This window comes from Citrobacter europaeus (assembly GCA_020099315.1).
GTDB classification, from domain to species: Bacteria; Pseudomonadota; Gammaproteobacteria; order Enterobacterales; family Enterobacteriaceae; genus Citrobacter; species Citrobacter europaeus.
On the sequence record CP083650.1, the window covers coordinates 1,848,180 to 1,869,160 of the forward strand.

Annotated in this window: 20 protein-coding genes; 15 read left to right on the forward strand and 5 right to left on the reverse strand. The window is 54.1% G+C overall.

The features are described from left to right. The first annotated feature begins 5 nt into the window (after positions 1 to 5). From LA337_08645 to murJ, 3 genes are all read left to right on the forward strand, one after another. Entirely contained in the window at positions 6 to 653 is a 648-nt protein-coding gene (locus tag LA337_08645; protein ID UBI17741.1) for a YceH family protein, read from the forward strand. A 1-nt stretch (position 654) separates the two neighbouring features. Continuing rightward, positions 655 to 1,578: a Gfo/Idh/MocA family oxidoreductase gene (locus LA337_08650; GenBank protein ID UBI17742.1), complete on the forward strand. Its 924-nt coding sequence runs from the start codon at positions 655 to 657 to the stop codon at positions 1,576 to 1,578. Between the two features lie 223 nt (positions 1,579 to 1,801). After that, positions 1,802 to 3,337, forward strand: coding sequence for a murein biosynthesis integral membrane protein MurJ (gene murJ, locus LA337_08655; GenBank protein ID UBI17743.1), 1,536 nt, complete (start codon positions 1,802 to 1,804; stop codon positions 3,335 to 3,337). Between the two features lie 85 nt (positions 3,338 to 3,422). Here the strand turns inward: murJ and flgN are convergent, their stop codons facing one another. The 3 genes from flgN to flgA all read right to left on the reverse strand — a co-directional run bounded on the left by flgN (position 3,423) and on the right by flgA (position 4,895). Continuing rightward, the gene (gene flgN / locus LA337_08660; GenBank protein ID UBI17744.1) at positions 3,423 to 3,845 is read right to left on the reverse strand and encodes a flagella biosynthesis chaperone FlgN; all 423 of its coding nucleotides are present in this window, start codon (positions 3,843 to 3,845) and stop codon (positions 3,423 to 3,425) included. 3 nt (positions 3,846 to 3,848) lie between these two features. Then, positions 3,849 to 4,142 (reverse strand): anti-sigma-28 factor FlgM, encoded by a 294-nt coding sequence (gene flgM / locus LA337_08665; GenBank protein UBI17745.1) that lies wholly within the window; start codon positions 4,140 to 4,142, stop codon positions 3,849 to 3,851. A gap of 93 nt (positions 4,143 to 4,235) precedes the next feature. Next, positions 4,236 to 4,895, reverse strand: coding sequence for a flagellar basal body P-ring formation protein FlgA (gene flgA / locus LA337_08670; protein UBI17746.1), 660 nt, complete (start codon positions 4,893 to 4,895; stop codon positions 4,236 to 4,238). 157 nt (positions 4,896 to 5,052) lie between these two features. On the opposite strand from flgA, the gene flgB reads away from it, so the two are divergent. The 11 genes from flgB (at position 5,053) to flgL (ending at position 14,970) form a co-directional block, all read left to right on the forward strand. Beyond that, positions 5,053 to 5,469 (forward strand): flagellar basal body rod protein FlgB, encoded by a 417-nt coding sequence (gene flgB, locus LA337_08675; protein UBI17747.1) that lies wholly within the window; start codon positions 5,053 to 5,055, stop codon positions 5,467 to 5,469. A 3-nt stretch (positions 5,470 to 5,472) separates the two neighbouring features. Next, a complete protein-coding gene (gene flgC, locus LA337_08680) occupies positions 5,473 to 5,877 on the forward strand; it encodes a flagellar basal body rod protein FlgC (protein ID UBI17748.1) in 405 nt (134 codons plus the stop codon). Positions 5,878 to 5,888: 11 nt separating this feature from the next. Further along, the gene (flgD, locus tag LA337_08685; GenBank protein ID UBI17749.1) at positions 5,889 to 6,587 is read left to right on the forward strand and encodes a flagellar hook assembly protein FlgD; all 699 of its coding nucleotides are present in this window, start codon (positions 5,889 to 5,891) and stop codon (positions 6,585 to 6,587) included. A 26-nt stretch (positions 6,588 to 6,613) separates the two neighbouring features. Further along, the gene (gene flgE / locus LA337_08690) at positions 6,614 to 7,891 is read left to right on the forward strand and encodes a flagellar hook protein FlgE (GenBank protein ID UBI17750.1); all 1,278 of its coding nucleotides are present in this window, start codon (positions 6,614 to 6,616) and stop codon (positions 7,889 to 7,891) included. Between the two features lie 20 nt (positions 7,892 to 7,911). Continuing rightward, positions 7,912 to 8,667, forward strand: a complete 756-nt coding sequence (locus LA337_08695; GenBank protein ID UBI17751.1) for a flagellar basal body rod protein FlgF — start codon at positions 7,912 to 7,914, stop codon at positions 8,665 to 8,667. A gap of 13 nt (positions 8,668 to 8,680) precedes the next feature. Next, positions 8,681 to 9,463 (forward strand): flagellar basal-body rod protein FlgG, encoded by a 783-nt coding sequence (gene flgG / locus LA337_08700; GenBank protein ID UBI17752.1) that lies wholly within the window; start codon positions 8,681 to 8,683, stop codon positions 9,461 to 9,463. Between the two features lie 57 nt (positions 9,464 to 9,520). Further along, a complete protein-coding gene (gene flgH / locus LA337_08705; protein UBI17753.1) occupies positions 9,521 to 10,219 on the forward strand; it encodes a flagellar basal body L-ring protein FlgH in 699 nt (232 codons plus the stop codon). Between the two features lie 33 nt (positions 10,220 to 10,252). Further along, positions 10,253 to 11,329: a flagellar basal body P-ring protein FlgI gene (locus LA337_08710; GenBank protein ID UBI18426.1), complete on the forward strand. Its 1,077-nt coding sequence runs from the start codon at positions 10,253 to 10,255 to the stop codon at positions 11,327 to 11,329. Further along, complete coding sequence (flgJ, locus tag LA337_08715; GenBank protein UBI17754.1) at positions 11,329 to 12,279, forward strand: flagellar assembly peptidoglycan hydrolase FlgJ; 951 nt, start codon at positions 11,329 to 11,331, stop codon at positions 12,277 to 12,279. The genes LA337_08710 and flgJ overlap by 1 nt, the downstream gene beginning before the upstream one ends. Positions 12,280 to 12,343: 64 nt before the next feature. Beyond that, positions 12,344 to 14,002 (forward strand): flagellar hook-associated protein FlgK, encoded by a 1,659-nt coding sequence (gene flgK / locus LA337_08720; protein ID UBI17755.1) that lies wholly within the window; start codon positions 12,344 to 12,346, stop codon positions 14,000 to 14,002. Positions 14,003 to 14,016: 14 nt separating this feature from the next. Then, on the forward strand, positions 14,017 to 14,970 hold the full coding sequence (gene flgL, locus LA337_08725) for a flagellar hook-associated protein FlgL (protein ID UBI17756.1): 954 nt from the start codon (positions 14,017 to 14,019) through the stop codon (positions 14,968 to 14,970). 77 nt (positions 14,971 to 15,047) lie between these two features. On the opposite strand, the gene LA337_08730 is transcribed toward flgL, so the two are convergent. Further along, positions 15,048 to 16,247: an MFS transporter gene (locus LA337_08730; GenBank protein UBI17757.1), complete on the reverse strand. Its 1,200-nt coding sequence runs from the start codon at positions 16,245 to 16,247 to the stop codon at positions 15,048 to 15,050. Between the two features lie 147 nt (positions 16,248 to 16,394). Between LA337_08730 and LA337_08735 the strand changes: the two genes are divergently transcribed. Then, positions 16,395 to 17,294, forward strand: a complete 900-nt coding sequence (locus LA337_08735) for a LysR family transcriptional regulator (GenBank protein UBI17758.1) — start codon at positions 16,395 to 16,397, stop codon at positions 17,292 to 17,294. A gap of 40 nt (positions 17,295 to 17,334) precedes the next feature. Here the strand turns inward: LA337_08735 and rne are convergent, their stop codons facing one another. Further along, on the reverse strand, positions 17,335 to 20,613 hold the full coding sequence (rne, locus tag LA337_08740; GenBank protein ID UBI17759.1) for a ribonuclease E: 3,279 nt from the start codon (positions 20,611 to 20,613) through the stop codon (positions 17,335 to 17,337). Between the last annotated feature and the right edge of the window lie 368 nt (positions 20,614 to 20,981).

The window sequence follows — 20,981 nt, forward strand, 5'->3', positions numbered from 1 at the left end:
AGACGATGAAATACGAATTAACCGCCACCGAAGCACGAGTGATTGGCTGTTTATTAGAAAAACAAGTGACTACGCCTGAACAGTATCCGCTCTCCGTAAACGGAGTGGTAACCGCCTGCAACCAAAAAACGAATCGTGAACCGGTGATGAACCTGTCGGAATCGGAAGTACAGGATCAGCTTGATAACCTCGTGAAACGGCATTTCCTGCGCACGGTAAGCGGTTTCGGCAATCGCGTCACGAAATATGAGCAGCGGTTCTGCAATTCGGAGTTTGGTAATCTTAAACTCAGCGCGGGGGAAGTGGCGCTCATCACCACGCTGTTGCTGCGCGGCGCCCAAACGCCGGGTGAACTGCGTAGCCGCGCATCCCGTATGTACGAATTCAGTGACATGGCCGAAGTGGAGTCGACGCTGGAGAAGCTGGCGACCCGGGAAGATGGTCCTTATGTCATTCGCCTGGCGCGCGAGCCGGGCAAACGGGAAAGCCGTTATATGCACCTGTTTTGTGGTGACGTTGATGAAGCAATTGCCGCGGCAGATGAACCTCCGGTAGCAACGGGGGATCTGCAGGCGCGCGTTGAGGCGCTGGAGTCAGAAGTTGCGGAGCTCAAACAGCGGCTTGATTCCTTACTGGCGCATTTGGGAGACTAACGTGAATAAATTACGCATCGGCGTTGTCGGCCTCGGTGGGATTGCACAAAAGGCCTGGCTACCCGTGCTGGGCGCTAGTGCCGACTGGACGCTGCAAGGGGCATTTTCACCTTCGCGGGAAAAAGCGCTGCGTATCTGTGATACCTGGCGGATCCCCTACGTTGATTCTCTGGTGAATCTGGCGCAAACCTGCGATGCGGTTTTCGTTCATTCCAGTACCGCGACGCACTATGCGGTAGTAAGTGAACTGCTAAACGCCGGGGTGCATGTGTGTGTGGATAAACCGCTGGCGGAAAATTTGCGCGAGGCAGAGCAATTAGTGGAGTTGGCCGCGCGGAAAAAGCTGACGCTGATGGTCGGGTTTAACCGTCGATTTGCGCCGCTTTATCAGGATCTCAAAGCTCAGTTGGCTAATGCGGCGTCTGTCCGTATGGATAAGCACCGTACGAACAGCGTCGGGCCGCACGATCTGCGCTTCACTCTGCTGGACGATTATCTGCACGTAGTCGATACCGCATTGTGGCTGGCGGGAGGAAAGGCGCAGTTAAACAACGGCACGCTGTTAACCAATGAATCCGGTGCGATGCTTTATGCTGAACACCATTTTTCTGCCGGTCAAATGCAGATAACGACCAGTATGCATCGCCGCGCTGGTAGTCAGCGTGAGTGTGTGCAGGCGGTGACGGACGGCGGCCTGATAGACGTAACTGATATGCGGGAATGGCAGGAAGAGCGTGGGCAAGGCGTGGTGCACAAACCGATAGCAGGCTGGCAAACCACTCTGGAACAGCGGGGTTTTGCCGGATGCGCACGTCATTTTATTGAGTGCGTGCAAAATCAGACGGTTCCCCAGACGGCAGGCGAGCAGGCGCTACTGGCCCAGCGCGTTGTCGAAACGCTGTGGCGGGAGGCAATGGCTGAATAACCCCCTGTAACATCTGGCGGTAGTAATTCATTGTAATCCAGGTACTATATGCCAACTCAAAAATAACACCTCTTTTCAACCATAGGCTGGTTTGTTGGCCTGGTAAGATGCTGCGGCGTCGCCATCAGGCACAGCAAAAGTGTCGGATAGCGGCGAGCATGCCTTATCTGACCTACGGGCAGGTTTGTCGGGGTTTTGCCTCAGAGTCTGGAATACAACATAGATGAATTTATTAAAGTCGCTGGCAGCCGTCAGCTCGATGACGATGTTTTCACGTGTGCTGGGTTTTGCGCGTGATGCGATTGTCGCCAGAATCTTTGGCGCAGGGATGGCGACAGATGCCTTTTTTGTGGCATTCAAACTTCCTAACCTGCTGCGCCGAATCTTTGCTGAGGGCGCTTTTTCGCAGGCGTTTGTGCCTATCCTGGCTGAGTACAAAAGTAAGCAAGGTGAAGATGCGACCCGCGTGTTTGTCGCTTACGTTTCCGGGCTGTTGACCCTGGCGCTGGCCGTGGTGACGGTCGCCGGGATGCTGGCTGCCCCGTGGGTGATTTTAGTCACCGCGCCTGGGTTTGCCGACACCGCCGACAAATTTGCGCTGACTACTCAACTGCTACGCATAACCTTTCCGTATATTCTGCTGATCTCACTGGCTTCGCTGGTTGGTGCGATCCTTAACACCTGGAACCGCTTTTCTATTCCGGCGTTTGCGCCGACTTTTCTGAATATCAGCATGATCGGTTTCGCGCTGTTTGCAGCACCTTATTTTCATCCTCCGGTGCTGGCGCTGGCGTGGGCCGTTACGGTTGGCGGTGTGCTACAGCTGATTTACCAGCTGCCGCATCTGAAAAAAATTGGCATGCTGGTGCTGCCGCGGGTGAACTTCCGCGATGCGGGTGCGATGCGCGTCGTCAAGCAAATGGGCCCGGCGATCCTTGGGGTTTCCGTCAGCCAGATTTCACTGATCATCAATACGATTTTTGCCTCGTTTCTGGCCTCTGGCTCGGTTTCATGGATGTACTATGCCGACCGTCTGATGGAGTTTCCGTCCGGCGTACTTGGCGTAGCGCTGGGGACTATCCTGCTGCCATCGTTGTCCAAAAGCTTTTCCAGCGGGAATCATGATGAGTACTGCCGTCTAATGGACTGGGGGCTGCGTTTATGTTTCCTGCTGGCATTACCGAGTGCCGTCGCATTAGGGATTCTGGCCAAACCGTTGACGGTGTCTCTGTTCCAGTACGGGAAATTTACTGCCTTTGACGCCGCCATGACTCAACGCGCGCTGGTGGCGTACTCGGTCGGTTTGATTGGCTTGATCGTGGTGAAAGTGTTGGCCCCAGGTTTTTATTCGCGCCAGGATATTAAAACGCCGGTCAAGATTGCCATTGTCACGCTGATTATGACCCAGGTAATGAACCTGGCGTTTATCGGACCGCTGAAACATGCCGGGTTGTCGCTGTCGATTGGTCTGGCGGCGTGTCTGAACGCTTCACTACTGTACTGGCAGTTGCGTAAGCAGAAAATCTTCACCCCGCAACCGGGCTGGGCCTGGTTCCTGACGCGACTGGTGATTTCTGTACTGGTGATGTCGGCGGCGCTGGTCGGGATGCTATACATTATGCCGGACTGGTCGCAGGGAACGATGTTGTGGCGCCTGCTGCGTCTGATGGCTGTCGTAGTGGCAGGTATTGCCGCTTACTTTGCCGCGCTCGCCGTTCTGGGCTTTAAAGTGAAAGAGTTTGTGCGCCGGACGGCGTAACAGATCAATGCCGGATGGCGGCTTAACGCCGTATCCGGCCTACAAAACGCGTAGGCCTGATAAGCAAAGTGTTATCAGGCTTGCATCAGATAGAGAATTTTTTCCCGCCGCGGTGCGCAGCAGAGGTTTGACCGTTTGCGCCATACAGCGCCGGTTCCTGGTGCGGTTTCAGCACTTGTATTGCTTGTTGATTGCGCTCGATCTGTCCTTCCAGCAGCCAGCCATTGTGCTGATTGAGGTCGCGTAGGTGCTGTGTTTTCATGGTGATGGTTTGCCAACGCTCGGCAATTTCATCATTAGCGCTGCGCGTGGCATCATGCTCCAGACGGCGCTGCTGCTCCAGATAATCAAGGGTTGCCAGCAAAGAGCTTTTTTCTTCTGTAATACGCTGAAGCAGGCTGCCGTTGATATATCCTGCGGAAAGTTGCTGCTGTTCAGCATCCATTACCGTTTTCAGGTCATTGAGGACGGTCGTCATCTGGTCAAGTATTTCTGACAAACGAGTCATACTTTATTTACTCTGTAAGTAGCTCTGCGCCTCGCGGATCAGCGAGTCGGCAATTTTTCCAGTGTCCATCTTCAGCTCACCGTTACGGATCGCGGTTTTCAGTGCTTCGACGCGTTCCATATTGATGTCATTGGTGCCGGGCTGCATCAGTTTAGCCTGGGCGTCGCTCAGCATGACGCTGGTGCTGGTGGTGGCGGTGGTTTTTTCCTTCCGCGCTTTTTGTACCGGCGCATCGCTGGTTTCACGTGGCTGAACGGTACTTACTGGTTTCAATGGTGAGGTACGATCAATGCTCATTTTGTTTTTCCTCATCGAGGGGTTACGCTATAGCGGCCCGCTGTAATCATTGGTTGTTTATCTATCGGCACACGCTAAAAAATCTTTAACCTATTATAGGTTAATCAGAATATTCCCATCAGAATCGACGATGCCGCTCACCACCTGGCCTGAAACCATCCGCACTCGCGCATTCTGTGCAACGGCGGCATTGTTCAGCGCTTTGCCTTCGGCATTCACCCGAAAACCCTCTCCGTTGGCGATAACCAGTACGCGCTGACCGGCCTTGATCCGCCAGGCCTGGCGCAACATTGAAAGCTGTATCGGTTGACCTGGCACCAGATCGCGCAGGCTTACGGCATCCTGTACTTGACTCATATCCAGCACCGCGCGCGGTGGTAGTTGGTCCAGTCGACCTCGTTTTAACGTTACGCTGGCCTGAGTCAGGGCGCTACCCCGGGCTACGGGCGCGGCGGCTACCACGTAGTTTCCTGTGGCCTGCACGTTCACCTGCAGATAACGTTTTTCGTTGGCGCATCGCGCCAGCACGTTCACATTGCCCCACAGTTTTGCACTGCCGGACACGCTTAATGCGGGTTGCTCGCAGCTCGGCAGTAAGTTTGGTGACGTTCGGATAGTGACCATCACCTCATCGCTAAATCCGGCCAGACGCTGGGAGAACCATGCTGTTAGCTGAGAATTCAGGTCTTGCGCCAGCGTCATAGGGCTGAACAGCAGTGCTGCAACGACTATTCCACGTTTAAACGTTTGCATCAAAACCTCGTGCTTTTTCAGGTAGTGGCAGGATTTTACCTGTGTGACGCAGTCATCAACGCAACAAATAGCGACGCATTTTGCGTTTATTCCGGCGATAACGCGCGCGTAATGGGATTTAAGCTGTCGGCTGAATTTTGTCATTTGCGGAGGAGATATGCTCGATAAGCTCGACGCCGCCTTACGTTTTCAACAGGAAGCGCTGAATTTGCGCGCCCAACGCCAGGAAGTATTGGCGGCCAACATAGCCAATGCCGACACGCCGGGGTATCAGGCGCGTGACCTGGATTTCGCCAGTGAATTGAAAAAAGTCATGGTGCGAGGACGGGAAGAAACCGGCGGTGTCTCGTTGACGCTGACCTCTGCACAACACATTCCGGCCCAGACCGTTTCCGCTCCTTCTACGGAGCTGCTCTACCGTATTCCTGACCAGCCGTCTCTCGATGGTAACACGGTGGATATGGACCGGGAGCGTACGCAATTTGCCGACAACAGCCTCAAATATCAAATGGGGCTAACCGCGCTGGGTGGACAAATCAAAGGCATGATGAACGTGCTGCAAGGAGGGAACTAATTCGTGGCGCTGTTAAATATTTTTGATATCGCAGGCTCTGCGCTGACGGCTCAGTCTAAGCGTCTGAACGTGGCGGCCAGCAACATGGCGAATGCGGATAGCGTCACCGGACCCGACGGTCAACCGTATCGTGCGAAGCAGGTTGTTTTTCAGGTTGATGCCGCGCCAGGCGCAGCAACCGGCGGCGTGAAAGTTGCTGATGTCATTGAAAGCCAGGCGCCGGATAAGCTGGTTTATGAGCCGGGTAATCCGCTGGCCGATGCGAATGGTTACGTAAAAATGCCGAATGTGGACGTCGTCGGCGAAATGGTCAACACCATGTCAGCCTCGCGTAGCTACCAGGCAAACGTCGAAGTGCTCAACACCGTGAAAAGCTTGATGCTCAAAACGCTGACGCTAGGCCAGTAAAGGAGGCGCACATGTCTATTGCTGTAAAAATGAATGACCCAGGCGCCACTGGCGTTAATGACGCCACGGGGAAGAATTCGCTGACGGGCAGCAACGCTGCTGATCTGCAAAGCAGCTTTCTGACGCTGCTGGTTGCACAGCTGAAAAACCAGGATCCAACTAACCCGCTGCAAAATAACGAACTGACCACCCAACTGGCGCAAATCAGTACCGTGAGCGGAATAGAAAAACTGAACACCACGTTGGGGTCGATCTCCGGACAGATCGACAACAGCCAGTCGCTGCAGGCCAGTACTCTGATTGGCCATGGCGTCATGATCCCGGGCACTACCATCCTGACCGGTAAAGGTACGGAAGAGGGCGCCAAAACCACCACCACGCCGTTTGGCGTTGAGCTGCAGCAACCAGCAGATAAGGTTACCGCAACCATTACCGATAAAGATGGCAAGGTGGTACGCACCATTGATATTGGCGGTTTGAAAGCGGGCGTTCATACCTTTACCTGGGACGGCACCATGACCGATGGCACGGATGCGCCAAGCGGTTCTTACAACGTGTCAATTGCTGCCAGTAATGGCGGAACGCAACTGGTGGCGCAGCCGCTTCAGTTTGCGCTGGTGCAGGGAGTTATTCGCAGTAACGGCGGTAATACGCTGGACCTGGGCACCTATGGAACCACCACCCTCGACGAAGTACGGCAGATCATTTAAGCCTTCACACTTATCAGGAGTAAGTCATGGCCTTTTCACAAGCGGTCAGCGGTCTGAACGCTGCAGCGACCAACCTCGATGTCATTGGTAACAACATCGCCAACTCCGCCACCTACGGTTTTAAGTCCGGTACGGCATCCTTTGCCGATATGTTTGCCGGTTCTAAAGTGGGTCTGGGCGTTAAAGTTGCGGGTATTACCCAGGACTTTACCGACGGCACTACGACCAACACCGGTCGCGGGCTGGATGTTGCTATTAGCCAGAACGGTTTTTTCCGCATGGTAGACAGCAACGGTTCCGTATTCTTTAGTCGTAATGGTCAGTTTAAGCTCGATGAAAACCGAACGCTGGTTAACATGCAGGGGCTGCAATTAACGGGATACCCGGCTGCCGGTACGCCGCCAACTATTCAGCAGGGCGCAAATCCAGGCCCAATCACTATCCCGAATACGCTGATGGGGGGAAAATCCACCGAAACGGCGACGATGCAGATCAACCTGAACTCATCAGCAAAAGTTCCGACGAATAAGTTTTCGCCGTCTGATGCTGACAGCTATAACAAACGTGCGCCGCTGACGGTATTTGACAGCCAGGGAAACCAGCACGACGTTAACCTTTATTACGTTAAAACCGGTGATAACACCTGGGATATCTGGACTCAGGATTCCAGCGTAGCAAACTCGCCGCTGGTGAAATCAAGCCAGATGACCTTCGACACCAATGGCTCTCTGGAGGCCGTTAAAGGTTATACCGAAGTGAAGCCGACGCCTCCTGCGACTGAATCAACCTGGACGCTGGGCGCGGCAAATGCAACACCTTCGTTTTCGATCACTACCGGCACGATAAACGGCGCAGTCCCTGCGACATTCACTCTTAGCCTGCAGAACTCTATGCAGCAAAACACGGGTACAAACAGTGTGATTGCCGCTACGCAGAATGGCTACAAGCCGGGCGATTTGGTTAGCTACCAGATTAATAATGACGGTACCGTGGTTGGTAACTACTCCAACGAGCAAACGCAGGTTTTAGGACAGATCGTGCTGGCAAACTTCGCCAACAACGAAGGTCTGGCTTCTCAGGGCGACAACGTCTGGGCTGCGACTCAGGCTTCCGGCGTGGCGTTGTTGGGTACGGCAGGCTCAGGTAACTTCGGCAAGCTGACCAACGGCGCGCTGGAAGCGTCAAACGTGGATTTGAGTAAAGAACTGGTGAATATGATTGTCGCTCAGCGTAACTATCAGTCGAACGCGCAGACCATCAAAACCCAGGATCAGATCCTCAACACGCTGGTCAACCTGCGCTAAGCGCCTGACGGGATGGCTTAATGGATCACGCAATTTATACCGCCATGGGCGCGGCCAGTCAGACGCTGAATCAACAGGCGGTGACGGCCAGCAACCTGGCAAACGCTTCAACGCCGGGTTTTCGTGCGCAGCTCAATGCCCTGCGTGCGGTTCCCGTTGAGGGATTGTCTTTACCGACGCGTACGCTGGTGGTGGCCTCCACGCCGGGGGCCGATATGACGCCGGGTCAGATGGACTATACCTCGCGTCCACTGGACGTGGCGCTGCAACAGGATGGCTGGTTAGCTGTGCAGACCGCGGACGGTAGCGAAGGATATACCCGAAATGGCGCCATTCAGGTAAGCCCTACGGGTGAACTGACTATTCAGGGTCACCCGGTGATTGGCGAAGCCGGACCAATAGCCGTACCGGAAGGTTCAGAAGTCACCATTGCGGCAGACGGTACGATCTCGGCGCTTAATCCTGGCGATCCGGCCAATACGGTCGCGCCAGTCGGGCGACTGAAGCTGGTGAAGGCGACGGGGAGTGAAGTACAACGTGGTGATGATGGCATGTTCCGTCTGACTCAGGCCGCGCAGGCTACTCGTGGTGCGACGTTACAGGCCGACCCCAGCATTCGCGTCATGTCGGGCGTGCTGGAAGGCAGTAACGTCAAACCGGTTGCTGCGATGAGTGACATGATCGCCAACGCCCGCCGCTTTGAAATGCAAATGAAGATTATCAGTAGCGTGGATGATAACGCGGGCCGCGCCAACCAACTGCTGTCGATGAGTTAACACAGGACATTTTATGATCAGTTCATTATGGATCGCCAAAACCGGCCTGGATGCGCAGCAAACCAACATGGATGTGATTGCCAACAACCTGGCAAACGTCAGCACCAACGGATTTAAGCGCCAGCGTGCGGTGTTTGAAGATCTGTTGTACCAGACGATTCGCCAGCCTGGCGCCCAGTCTTCTGAACAAACCACACTGCCGTCTGGCTTGCAGATAGGTACCGGTGTGCGTCCGGTCGCGACCGAGCGTTTACACAGCCAGGGGAACCTGTCGCAGACCAACAACAGTAAAGATGTGGCGATTAAAGGGCAGGGATTTTTCCAGGTTATGCTGCCTGATGGCACGTCTGCTTATACCCGTGACGGTTCATTCCAGGTGGATCAGAACGGTCAGTTGGTGACGGCGGGTGGTTTTCAGGTTCAGCCAGCCATCACCATTCCGGCTAACTCGCTCAGTATCACCATTGGCCGCGACGGTATTGTCAGCGTGACCCAGCAGGGCCAGGCTGCGCCGGTTCAGGTAGGCCAGCTTAACCTGACAACCTTCATGAACGATACCGGTCTGGAAAGTATTGGTGAGAATCTGTACACCGAAACGCAGTCATCCGGTGCGCCGAATGAGAGCACGCCGGGTCTGAACGGCGCGGGTCTGCTGTACCAGGGCTATGTTGAAACCTCTAACGTCAACGTGGCGGAAGAGCTGGTAAACATGATCCAGGTTCAGCGCGCTTACGAAATCAACAGTAAAGCGGTATCGACCACCGATCAGATGCTGCAAAAACTGACGCAACTCTAAAGTGTGGTCCGGTGGGGTGAAAGCCTCACCGGCACACTGATTTTGAAGATGACCGCAATGCGAAAATACGCGCTTCACCCATACCCAATTTTAGCCCTGCTGGTGGTTTCACTGACAGGATGCGCCTGGATCCCGGCCACCCCCCTCGTGCAGGGCGCGACGTCTGCCCAGCCTGTTCCAGGTCCGACGCCGGTGGCGAATGGCTCAATCTTCCAGTCGGCGCAGCCGATTAACTACGGTTATCAGCCGCTATTCGAAGACCGCCGTCCGCGCAATATTGGCGATACGTTAACCATCGTATTGCAGGAAAACGTCAGCGCGAGCAAAAGTTCTTCGGCTAACGCCAGCCGTGACGGCAAGACTAACTTTGGTTTTGATACCGTCCCGCGCTATCTGCAAGGTCTGTTCGGTAACGAACGTGCTGACGTAGAAGCGTCAGGGGGTAACTCCTTTAACGGTAAAGGCGGCGCGAACGCCAGCAATACCTTCAGCGGTACGCTGACCGTAACGGTCGATCAGGTACTGGTGAATGGCAACTTACATGTCGTGGGTGAAAAACAGATTGCCATTAATCAGGGCACTGAATTCATTCGCTTCTCCGGGGTCGTTAACCCGCGCACCATCAGTGGCAGCAACTCCGTACCGTCAACTCAGGTTGCGGACGCGCGGATTGAGTATGTCGGCAACGGCTACATCAATGAAGCGCAGAATATGGGCTGGTTGCAGCGTTTCTTCCTTAACTTGTCGCCGATGTAAGCGAGGTACCCAGTGTTTAAATCTTTAGTTGGAATGGTACTGGTGCTGATAGCCACCATTGCGCACGCTGACCGTATTCGTGACCTGACCAGCGTTCAGGGAGTGCGGGAAAACTCGTTGATAGGTTATGGGCTGGTAGTCGGTCTGGATGGTACGGGCGACCAGACCACCCAGACGCCGTTTACTACGCAAACGCTCAACAACATGCTTTCGCAGTTGGGGATAACCGTGCCAACTGGCACCAACATGCAGTTGAAAAACGTGGCGGCGGTGATGGTTACCGCGCAGTTTCCAGCTTTTGGTCGCCAGGGGCAAACGATTGACGTGGTGGTCTCTTCCATGGGGAACGCCAAAAGCCTGCGCGGCGGCACGCTGCTGATGACTCCACTGAAAGGGGTCGACAGCCAGGTTTATGCGCTGGCGCAAGGGAATATTTTAGTTGGCGGTGCGGGTGCAGCTGCGGGTGGCAGTAGCGTGCAGGTTAACCAGCTCAATGGCGGACGTATTACTAACGGCGCAATTATTGAACGTGAATTACCCAGCCAGTTCGGCGGCGGTAACACCATTAATCTGCAGCTCAATAATGAAGATTTCACGATGGCGCAGCAGATTACCGACACCATTAACCGCTCGCGTGGCTTTGGTAGCGCAACAGCGTTGGATGCCCGAACCATTCAGGTGCGCGTGCCAAGCGGCAACAGTTCGCAGGTCCGTTTCCTTGCTGACATCCAGAATATGGAGGTCAGCGTCACGCCGCAGGATGCGAAAGTGATTATCAACTCGCGTACCGGATCCGTCGTAATGAACCGCGAAGTCACGCTGGATAGTTGTGCCGTGGCGCAAGGCAACTTGTCGATTACGGTAAACCGTCAGGCGAATGTCAGCCAGCCGGATACACCGTTTGGTGGTGGACAGACAGTGGTAACGCCACAAACCCAGATCGATCTGCGCCAGAGCGGTGGTTCGCTGCAAAGCGTGCGTTCCAGCGCCAACCTGAATAACGTCGTACGTGCGCTTAATGCGCTGGGGGCAACGCCGATGGATCTGATGTCCATTCTGCAATCGATGCAGAGTGCGGGATGCTTACGCGCCAAACTGGAAATCATCTAATGATTGGTGACAGCAAACTGCTGACCAGCGCCGCCTGGGATGCGCAATCACTGAACGAACTGAAAGCGAAAGCGGGTCAGGACCCGGCGGCGAATATCCGCCCGGTCGCCCGTCAGGTTGAAGGGATGTTCGTGCAGATGATGCTGAAAAGCATGCGTGAAGCGCTGCCGAAAGATGGTGTGTTTAGCAGCGATTCGACACGTTTGTATACCAGCATGTATGACCAACAAATTGCGCAGCAGATGACCGCAGGTAAAGGTCTGGGGCTGGCGGAAATGATGGTTAAGCAGATGACCGAAGGGCAGGCGCAACCCGCAGACGACGCGCCGCAGGTGCCAATGAAGTTCTCGCTTGAAACGGTGACCAGCTATCAAAACCAGGCGCTGACGCAACTGGTGCGTAAAGCCATTCCCCGGGCGACGGAAAGCATTGATGAGCCGCTGTCAGGTGACAGTAAAGACTTCCTCGCCCAGCTATCGCTGCCAGCTAAGCTGGCCAGCCAGCAAAGCGGGGTTCCGCATCATCTTATTCTGGCACAGGCGGCGCTGGAGTCCGGATGGGGGCAGCGACAAATCCGTCGTGAAAATGGCGAACCAAGCTTTAACATTTTTGGCGTGAAGGCTTCGGGAAGCTGGAAAGGCCCAACCACCGAAATCACCACCACCGAATATGAAAACGGTGAGGCGAAAAAGGTGAAAGCCAGATTCCGCGTGTATAGCTCTTACCTGGAGGCGCTGTCGGATTATGTCGGTCTGATATCGCGTAACCCGCGCTATGCGGCGGTGACCGCTGCCGCGACAGCCGAGCAAGGCGCACAGGCATTGCAAAATGCCGGTTACGCAACTGACCCTAACTATGCGCGTAAATTAACCAACATGATCCAGCAGTTGAAATCGATGAGCGAAAAAGTGAGCAAAACCTACAGCACGAACATCGATAATCTCTTTTAAATAGCTCAAGTCTACCGACCTGCTGCCGATAATAACGAGTATTGAAGGATTACAAGGAACCTCCATGTCCAGCTTGATTAATAACGCGATGAGTGGACTTAGCGCAGCGCAGGCCGCGTTGAATACCGCCAGTAATAACATCTCCAGCTATAACGTTGCCGGGTACACCCGCCAAACGACAATTATGGCGCAGGCGAACAGCACGCTGGGTGCGGGGGGCTGGGTTGGCAATGGCGTCTATGTTTCTGGCGTACAGCGCGAATATGATTCTTTTATCACGAATCAGTTGCGTGCAGCGCAGAACCAGAGCAGCGGCCTGACAACGCGCTATGAGCAAATGTCGAAAATCGACAATCTGCTTTCCAGTAAAACCAGTTCAATTTCCACCTCAATGCAGGGTTTTTTTACCAGCCTGCAGACGCTGGTCAGTAATGCAGAAGACCCGGCTGCGCGTCAGGCACTGATTGGTAAAGCTGATGGTTTAGTGAATCAGTTCAGAACAACCGATCAGTATCTGCGCGATCAGGATAAGCAGGTCAATACTGCGATCAAAGCCAGCGTAGATCAGATCAACAACTACTCAAAGCAGATTGCCAGCCTCAACGATCAGATTTCCCGTCTGACCGGCGTTGGCGCGGGCGCATCGCCTAACGATCTACTCGATCAGCGTGACCAACTGGTTAGCGATCTGAACAAACTTGTCGGCGTTGAAGTCAGTGTCCAGGATGGCGGCACCTATAACGTAACGATGGCGAACGGCTATTCACTGGTACAGGGCAGCAACGCCCGCCAACTGGCCGCAGTACCGTCCAGTGCCGATCCAACACGCACTACGGTTGCCTATGTTGATGGCGTTGCCGGAAATGTTGAAATTCCTGAAAAACTCATTGATACCGGCTCATTGGGCGGTTTGATGACGTTCCGTTCTCAAGAGCTGGACCAGACGCGTAACACGCTGGGGCAACTGGCACTGGCGTTTGCCGATGCATTTAATACGCAGCATAAAGAAGGTTTTGATGCCAATGGTGATGCTGGTAAAGACTTCTTTGCTATCGGCGGTCCATCTGTGCTCAGTAATACCAAAAATACTGGGACAGGGTCGTTAACTGCAAAAGTTACTGATAGCTCAGCAGTGCAGGCTACTGATTACAATATTACTTTTGATGGTACTGACTGGCAGGTAACTCGCCTTGCAGATAATACCAGCTTTAAGGCGACCGTCACTGGTGGAAAAATGTCCTTTGATGGGCTGGAGATAACCGTAGGGGCGGGAGCGAAAGCGAATGATAGCTTTACGGTGAAGCCAGTGGGTAATGTCATTGTTGATATGAAAGTGGCTGTGACTGATGAGTCGAAAATCGCCATGGCCGAAGTATCCAAAAATGATATCGATCCAGATAAGGATAAAGGGAAAAGCGATAACCGTAACGGCCAAAAATTGTTGGATCTGCAAACCAAAGCGACTGTCGGAAATAAAACCTTCAATGACGCGTACGCAACGCTGGTGAGCGATGTCGGGAATAAAACCGCTACCCTGAAAACCAGCGCCACCACCCAGAACAACGTAGTTACGCAGCTTTCTAATCAGCAACAGTCGATTTCCGGGGTTAACCTCGATGAAGAGTACGGCAATTTGCAGCGTTATCAACAGTATTACCTGGCCAACGCACAAGTGCTGCAAACAGCAAATTCGCTCTTTGATGCGCTTCTGAATATTCGCTAAGGGAGAGGGACTCAATGCGTATTAGTACTCAGATGATGTACCAGCAGAACATGCGTGGCATTACCAACTCTCAGGCCGAATGGATAAAATTTGGTGAGCAGATGTCAACGGGCAAACGCGTGATCAACCCGTCTGACGATCCGATTGCCGCCTCGCAGGCTGTAGTGCTTTCTCAGGCTCAGGCGCAAAACAGCCAATATACGCTGGCGCGTACTTTCGCGACGCAAAAAGTGTCACTGGAAGAGAACGTTTTAAGCCGGGCGACGACCGCGATTACCGCGGCGCAGGAAAAAATTGTCAACGCCGGCAACGGTACATTGAGCGATGACAACAGAGCATCGTTAGCGACTGATTTGCAAGGGCTCCGCGATCAACTGATGAATTTGGCTAACAGTACCGACGGTAATGGTCGCTATATCTTTGGCGGCTACAAAACCGAAGTTCCACCATTTGCCCAGACTGATGGTACTTATAGCGGTGGAACTGAAAATATCACCCAACAGGTTGATGCCGCTCGGTCAATGGTGATTGGTCATACCGGAGATAAAATTTTTAACTCGGTGACCAGCAACGCGGTTCCGGAGCCAGATGGTAGCAAGTCTGAAACGAACTTATTCGTAATGCTGGATACAGCTATTGCAGCCCTGAATACGCCGATTGAAGGCGATGATGTGGCGAAAGCAAAGGCCGCTGAAGCGATTGATAAAACCAACCGTGGTTTAAAGAATTCACTCAATAATGTGTTGAGCGTCCGTGCGGAATTAGGCACGCAGCTTAGCGAATTAAGCTCGCTGGATTCACTGGGAGCCGATCGTGCACTGGGTCAAACTCAGCAGATGAGCAATCTGGTGGATGTTGACTGGAACGCAGCGATTTCGTCCTACGTGATGCAGCAGGCTGCACTGCAGGCATCGTACAAAACGTTTACCGATATGCAGGGCATGTCGCTGTTCCAGCTTAACCGGTAACGACCTTTTTTGAACATATCATGAAACTGGATATGTTTGTCTGCCCGCTCCTTTAACACCCCGGAGCGGGCATTTTTTTAGGCCACGGTTGTTTTTCTCAGTGACAGATTCCCCGTTAATCTTATTACCAGCGCAATCGCACCGCTAAACGTTGCCAGCGTAACCACACCTTCCCAGTCTGCCTGCGCGTAGACCTGACTTCCGAGAACCGAACCCAACGCCATACCGATAAATACCATTGTAAACAGTAGCGCGTTCAGGCGTCCACGTGCCTGGGGCTCGAGGCCATAGACCAGGTTCTGGTGGGCAACCAGGCTGGATTGCAATCCGAGATCAAAACCTACCGCCGAAAGGGCAATAAGCAGCCACTGCCCCTGTACTGGCAGGGCGGGTAACAGGAACATCAGGGCGAAAGATACTGTTACCAGCAAAGCACCTAACTGCGCCACTTTCGCTGCGCCCACTTTGTCGGCAAGATGGCCTGCCAGCGGCGCGGCAAGCGCACCAGCCGCGCCCGCGATACCAAACGCGCCAGCCATAGCGCTACCCATGTGATAATGCTCAGATAACATCACTGCCAACGTGGACCAGAAGGCGCTAAAGGCAACAGACAGAAAGCCTTGTGCCAGCGCCGCGCGGCGCAATGCGGGATACCGCTGCCACAGTTGCGCCATTGAGAGCAGTAATGACGGGTAGCTCAGCGTGGAATGGACAGCAAAACGAGGGAGCACTTTCCACATGATGGTGGAAATCACAGCAATGCTGAAGGCTGCGAGTTGATACATTTCGCGCCAGCCAAACGCCTCACCTATTAGCCCGCTAACGGTACGTGAAAGTAAAATTCCCAGCAGCAGGCCCGTCATCACGGTACCTACCGTTTTTCCCTGCTTGCCTTCAGGGGCCAGAATTGCCGCAGCGGGAACGATGTCCTGCGCCATGGTTGCCGCCATTCCCATCAACAGGCTGACCAGTAAAAGCGAATGCAATTGGCCGGTAAAGCTGCAGGCCAGAAGCAGTACGGCGAGCGCGAGGCTTTTCAACAGGATTAGCGTCCGACGGTCATAGCGGTCGCCTAATGGTAATAAAAAGAAAATCCCCAACGCGTAACCCGCCTGGGTTAGCGTCGGAACCAGCCCCATGCCGGTGATGCTTAGGGCCAGATCCTGACCCATTAAGGGCAGAAGCGGCTGGGCATAATAGATGGATGCCACGCTGAATCCGGCGCCTGATGCCAGTACAAAAATAACCCAACGGGTAAGGGCGGTATGTGTGTTCACAGTTGATTCCTCAATCACAGGATGTGCGGCTATTTTTAACCTTCAGCGGGTGGCGCGGTAGCGAGCGCGGTGGTAAAACAGTTATACGTCAGACGTATGAAGAAACCTGGAATGGTAAAAACTTAGCGTATAGATAGAGTGGAGCTGATGCGCACGTTTGTGCGTATCGTCGAGGCGGGGTCGCTTTCAGCAGCGGCAAAGCAGATGGGGACAACGCAGGCGACCGTCAGTCGACGGTTACAATCCCTGGAAGCGCTGCTGGGTGTAAAACTGATCATGCGCACCACGCATGCGATGAAACTGACCGACGACGGCGAACGCGGCTACCAGCATGCCAAGAATATTATTGATGCCTGGCTGGCGCTGGAAGATGGACTCAATGTTACGGAGGATGAACCGGTGGGAACGCTGCGAGTACGTGCTCCGCATGCGTTCGGGCAGCAACAGCTTCTTGAACCGCTTTTGCAGTTTCTTTCGCGCTATCCGCAGTTGTCGGTAGAGTGGATGCTCAATGATAAAACCGTTGATTTCCTGAGCGATAATATTGATTGCGCCATCAGGGTTGGGGCAGAGGTTGATCCAGCGACGGTCTCGGTTTTACTGGCTGAGGTTCCTCGTAGCATGGTAGTGAATCCTGCTTTGCTTGAGCAATATAGCGAGCTTTCGCATCCGGAGCAGTTATCAACGCTGCCATGGATTGCAGTGAACACGTTTTACCAGCACAGCATTTCGTTGCTGCATCAACCACGTAATGAACCTGTTACGCTGAATATTACACCCAGATTAAGCACCGACAGCATTTATGTCGCAAGAAATGCCGCCCTGGCAGGGTTGGGGGTGGCCATTGTTTCAAGCTGGATGGTCGAGGAGGATATTGCCCGTGGACGACTGGTTACGCTGTTTCCCGAGTGGCATGCGGCGTCGTTGCCTGTACATTTGGTTTATCCCTGGGCGCGTTACTATCCCACCCGATTACGCAAGTTTCTGGCGTTAATGAAAGATGTCATGCCGCAGCTAACGGGGATGAAACGCGTAGAGCAGGTATAAAAAAGCCGACCCGAAGGTCGGCTTTGATGTTGATTACGTCTTACTCAACGGGCTGTGGGCGTGTTGCTGGCGCAGTCGCCTGATGTGTGGCGCTGTGTCCACCTGCGGCACCTTTCCCTTCAAAGGCGAATGCCGGGCGCTGCCACTCGCTATGACGCGGCGCTTCAGGCACATACTCTGGTGCCGGTGCGCGCGTCATCGGCGCGGTTGCATGGCTGTGAAGATGTTCCGTGTCAACGCTGGTTGCGACAACTTCAGCCTTAACGACTGCGGCTTCGACGACAGGAGCTGCAACAACTTCTTTCGGCGCTGCAACTTCTTCAACAACCGGTGCGGTTTCCACAACTGGCGCTGTTTCCACAACCTCAGCGATCTCTTCAACCACTTCAGGCTGAGAAATAACAACTTCCGCAGGCGCATCGACAACCGGCGCAGTCACGACTTCAGCGACAGGTTCGGCTTTCGCAACGGTTTCCTCGGCAACAGGTGCGTCGGATTCGGCGATAATTTGCGGTTGTTCATCGACCGGAGTAGCAATGACTTCCGGATGCGTGGTTTCAACCTGTGCGGTTTCAACAGCGGCGGCCTGAGGTTCGGCATTAACCACCTCTGGCTGTACGGTTTCAACCGACGCCGGGGCGTCCACAATGTGCTCAACGGCAGCTGCAACCTGAGGCTCTACGACCACAGTCGCAGTTTGCTCCTGAACCATTTCCTGTTCGCGCTGCTCTTCAACCTGCTGATCCTGAGGACGAGCGACAGGGTAGCGGATCCATACTTTGCCGGACGCTAATTCTGGAGATGCGCAGGCGACCGTTAATGGCATCGGCGACTGAACCGGATAACGCTCGTCACGATAACGACGACGACGCTGACCACTTACGCGCAGATGGCGAGGAGAACGACGGGAACGACGCGGCATACCATTTGAGTCGCGCGCTTCGCTGTTGTCATCCTGCTCAGTCGCAACGACGACTGGCAGATCAACTTTCGCCAGTTCGGTACGCTGTGCCGGTGCTGGCTGTTCAGTTGGTTGAACGACAGCCGTTTCAGCGATCGCAGCGGCAGTTGCCACTTCAGCTTCAACAGCCGGGCTATCTGTGAAACGAACTTTCTGATTCAACTGACGCTGTTTACGGCGAGTCTGAGGCTGACGTACGCGCTCTTCCTGCTCGGTATCCCGCGCTGGCTGTTCAGCCAGGTTCAGCTCTTTAACTTCTTGCTGCGCCTGACGTTTGTCATCGTTACGACGGCGGTTGCGCTCGCGACGCGGAGCCTGCTGCTCATCACCGGATTTCGCTTTGTCGGCGACATCAACGGACTGCTGGCGGTTATCGCGCGCTTCCGCATTTTGCTGCTGAGACTGACGGCGGTTACGGCGGTTATCTTCACGGTTTTCGCCGCTTTCTGATCGCTCGTTACGGTTATCACGATCGCCACGGTTGTCGCGATTATCACGACGGTCGTTACGGTCGCGACGATTGTTCTGCCGCGGTTTACGACGATCCTGCTGGCGTTCGGTTTTCTCTTCAGCTTTCGGTGCAGGTTGTTCAACCGGTTTCACTTCTTCGCTGCCACCGAAGATGGACTTCAGTGCGCCAAAGAAACGGCTAATCAAACCCGGTTGTGCGGCGACGGCTGCGGTCGCTGCTGCGGCTTTAGGCGCGGCGGCTTTCGCTGCAGGCTCCTGCGGTGCAGGGGCTGGCGGCACGTCTGGCATAGCAAAGGTAGCTAATGCCGGCTGTTCTGGCTGTTTACGCTCGACGTATTCTTCTTCCGTCGGCAATGCCATCGCTTCTTCATGCAGTTTTGGCAGCAGGTAGCTCAGGGTTGGTGTTTCTTCCCCTTTGCGTACACGCAGTACGGAGTAATGCGGGGTTTCCATCTGATCGTTTGGCACAATCACACAGCGCACGCCATTCTGACGCGTTTCGATGGCATTTACCGCGGTACGTTTTTCGTTGAGCAGGTAGGATGCGATCGGCACAGGAACAATAGCATGAACTTCCTGGGTATTTTCTTTCAGCGCTTCTTCTTCGATCAGACGCAGAATAGACAGCGACAGTGATTCGTTGTCACGTACGGTACCCGTACCGGAACAGCGTGGGCATACGTGATGGCTGGATTCACCCAGAGACGGGCTCAGACGCTGACGGGACATCTCCAGCAGGCCGAAGCGTGAAATATGACTGATCTGAATACGCGCCCGGTCCTGACGCACGGCTTCGCGTAGACGGTTTTCAACCGCGCGCTGGTGGCGAACCGGAGTCATATCGATGAAGTCGATGACAATCAGGCCACCGAGGTCGCGCAGACGCAGCTGACGAGCAATTTCATCGGCAGCTTCAAGGTTGGTGTTGAACGCTGTTTCTTCGATGTCGCCGCCGCGGGTAGCGCGTGCGGAGTTGATATCGATAGCGGTCAGCGCTTCGGTGCTGTCGATAACGATTGAGCCGCCTGACGGCAGGCGCACTTCGCGCTGGAACGCAGACTCAATCTGAGACTCGATTTGATAGTGGCTGAACAGCGGAATTTCACCGGTGTACAGTTTGATTTTGCTGCTGAAATCCGGACGACCCAGCGCGGCGATGTGCTGACGCGCCATCTCCATCACTTTCGGGTTGTCGATGAGGATTTCGCCGATGTCCTGACGCAAGTAGTCACGGAATGCGCGAACGATAACGTTGCTTTCCTGATGGATCAGGAACGGAGCAGGGCGACTGTCAGCGGCTTTTTGAATCGCTTCCCAGTGCTTCAGGCGGAAGCTCAGGTCCCACTGCAGCGCTTCGGCGGATTTGCCGACGCCTGCGGTACGCACGATAAGCCCCATGCCATCAGGCAGTTCCAGACTTGCCAACGCTTCTTTTAATTCGGTACGGTCGTCGCCTTCAATGCGACGGGAGATGCCGCCCGCGCGCGGGTTGTTCGGCATCAGAACCAGATAACTCCCTGCCAGGCTGATAAAGGTAGTCAGCGCAGCGCCTTTATTGCCGCGTTCTTCTTTATCGATCTGAACGATGACTTCCTGACCTTCGCGCAACACATCTTTAATGTTGGGACGACCATGGGAGTTGTAATTAGCGGGGAAGTATTCGCGGGCAATTTCTTTTAACGGGAGGAAACCGTGACGTTCAGCGCCGTAATCAACAAAAGCCGCTTCCAGACTCGGTTCAATACGGGTAATTTTGCCTTTATAGATGTTGGCTTTTTTCTGTTCGTGTCCAGGACTTTCGATATCCAGATCGTACAGACGCTGCCCATCTACAAGGGCGACACGCAACTCTTCCTGCTGAGTCGCGTTAATTAACATTCTTTTCATCGTAACTTACTCATTATTCTTACATTGACGACTAAGCTGCGGGCAGAGTAATGCCTTTCCGGGTGTGAACCGATGGCCTCGTGTCTATTCGCGTCGCCAACCTCACGGTTATCGTCAGCTCAAAGAGGCGCAGAGTGTCGGTTGCCTGTATTTCATACGGAAACACAGCGCAATTATCAGGGGAACAGTCTGGGTGTTACTCTCCAGAAAAGCTTCCTTATTACCGGTAAGGACTGCAACCCGCAGCCCGCTAACTGCCTGAAAGATCAATACGTCTTACGCCATTGCTGCGTTGATGATCGGTCGGGCAAAATTGGGTCATTCCGGAAAAGTTCTTGTTTTAACAAGATTCAACACGGAAACAACCT

Coding starts and splice junctions, on each gene's coding strand:
- LA337_08645 (UBI17741.1), top strand. CDS start 6: ATGAAATACGAATTAACCGCCACCGAAGCACGAGTGATTGGCTGTTTA.
- murJ (UBI17743.1), top strand. CDS start 1,802: ATGAATTTATTAAAGTCGCTGGCAGCCGTCAGCTCGATGACGATGTTT.
- flgN (UBI17744.1), bottom strand. CDS start 3,845: ATGACTCGTTTGTCAGAAATACTTGACCAGATGACGACCGTCCTCAAT.
- flgM (UBI17745.1), bottom strand. CDS start 4,142: ATGAGCATTGATCGTACCTCACCATTGAAACCAGTAAGTACCGTTCAG.
- flgA (UBI17746.1), bottom strand. CDS start 4,895: ATGCAAACGTTTAAACGTGGAATAGTCGTTGCAGCACTGCTGTTCAGC.
- flgB (UBI17747.1), top strand. CDS start 5,053: ATGCTCGATAAGCTCGACGCCGCCTTACGTTTTCAACAGGAAGCGCTG.
- flgD (UBI17749.1), top strand. CDS start 5,889: ATGTCTATTGCTGTAAAAATGAATGACCCAGGCGCCACTGGCGTTAAT.
- flgE (UBI17750.1), top strand. CDS start 6,614: ATGGCCTTTTCACAAGCGGTCAGCGGTCTGAACGCTGCAGCGACCAAC.
- LA337_08695 (UBI17751.1), top strand. CDS start 7,912: ATGGATCACGCAATTTATACCGCCATGGGCGCGGCCAGTCAGACGCTG.
- flgG (UBI17752.1), top strand. CDS start 8,681: ATGATCAGTTCATTATGGATCGCCAAAACCGGCCTGGATGCGCAGCAA.
- flgH (UBI17753.1), top strand. CDS start 9,521: ATGCGAAAATACGCGCTTCACCCATACCCAATTTTAGCCCTGCTGGTG.
- LA337_08710 (UBI18426.1), top strand. CDS start 10,253: ATGGTACTGGTGCTGATAGCCACCATTGCGCACGCTGACCGTATTCGT.
- flgJ (UBI17754.1), top strand. CDS start 11,329: ATGATTGGTGACAGCAAACTGCTGACCAGCGCCGCCTGGGATGCGCAA.
- flgK (UBI17755.1), top strand. CDS start 12,344: ATGTCCAGCTTGATTAATAACGCGATGAGTGGACTTAGCGCAGCGCAG.
- flgL (UBI17756.1), top strand. CDS start 14,017: ATGCGTATTAGTACTCAGATGATGTACCAGCAGAACATGCGTGGCATT.
- LA337_08735 (UBI17758.1), top strand. CDS start 16,395: ATGCGCACGTTTGTGCGTATCGTCGAGGCGGGGTCGCTTTCAGCAGCG.
- rne (UBI17759.1), bottom strand. CDS start 20,613: ATGAAAAGAATGTTAATTAACGCGACTCAGCAGGAAGAGTTGCGTGTC.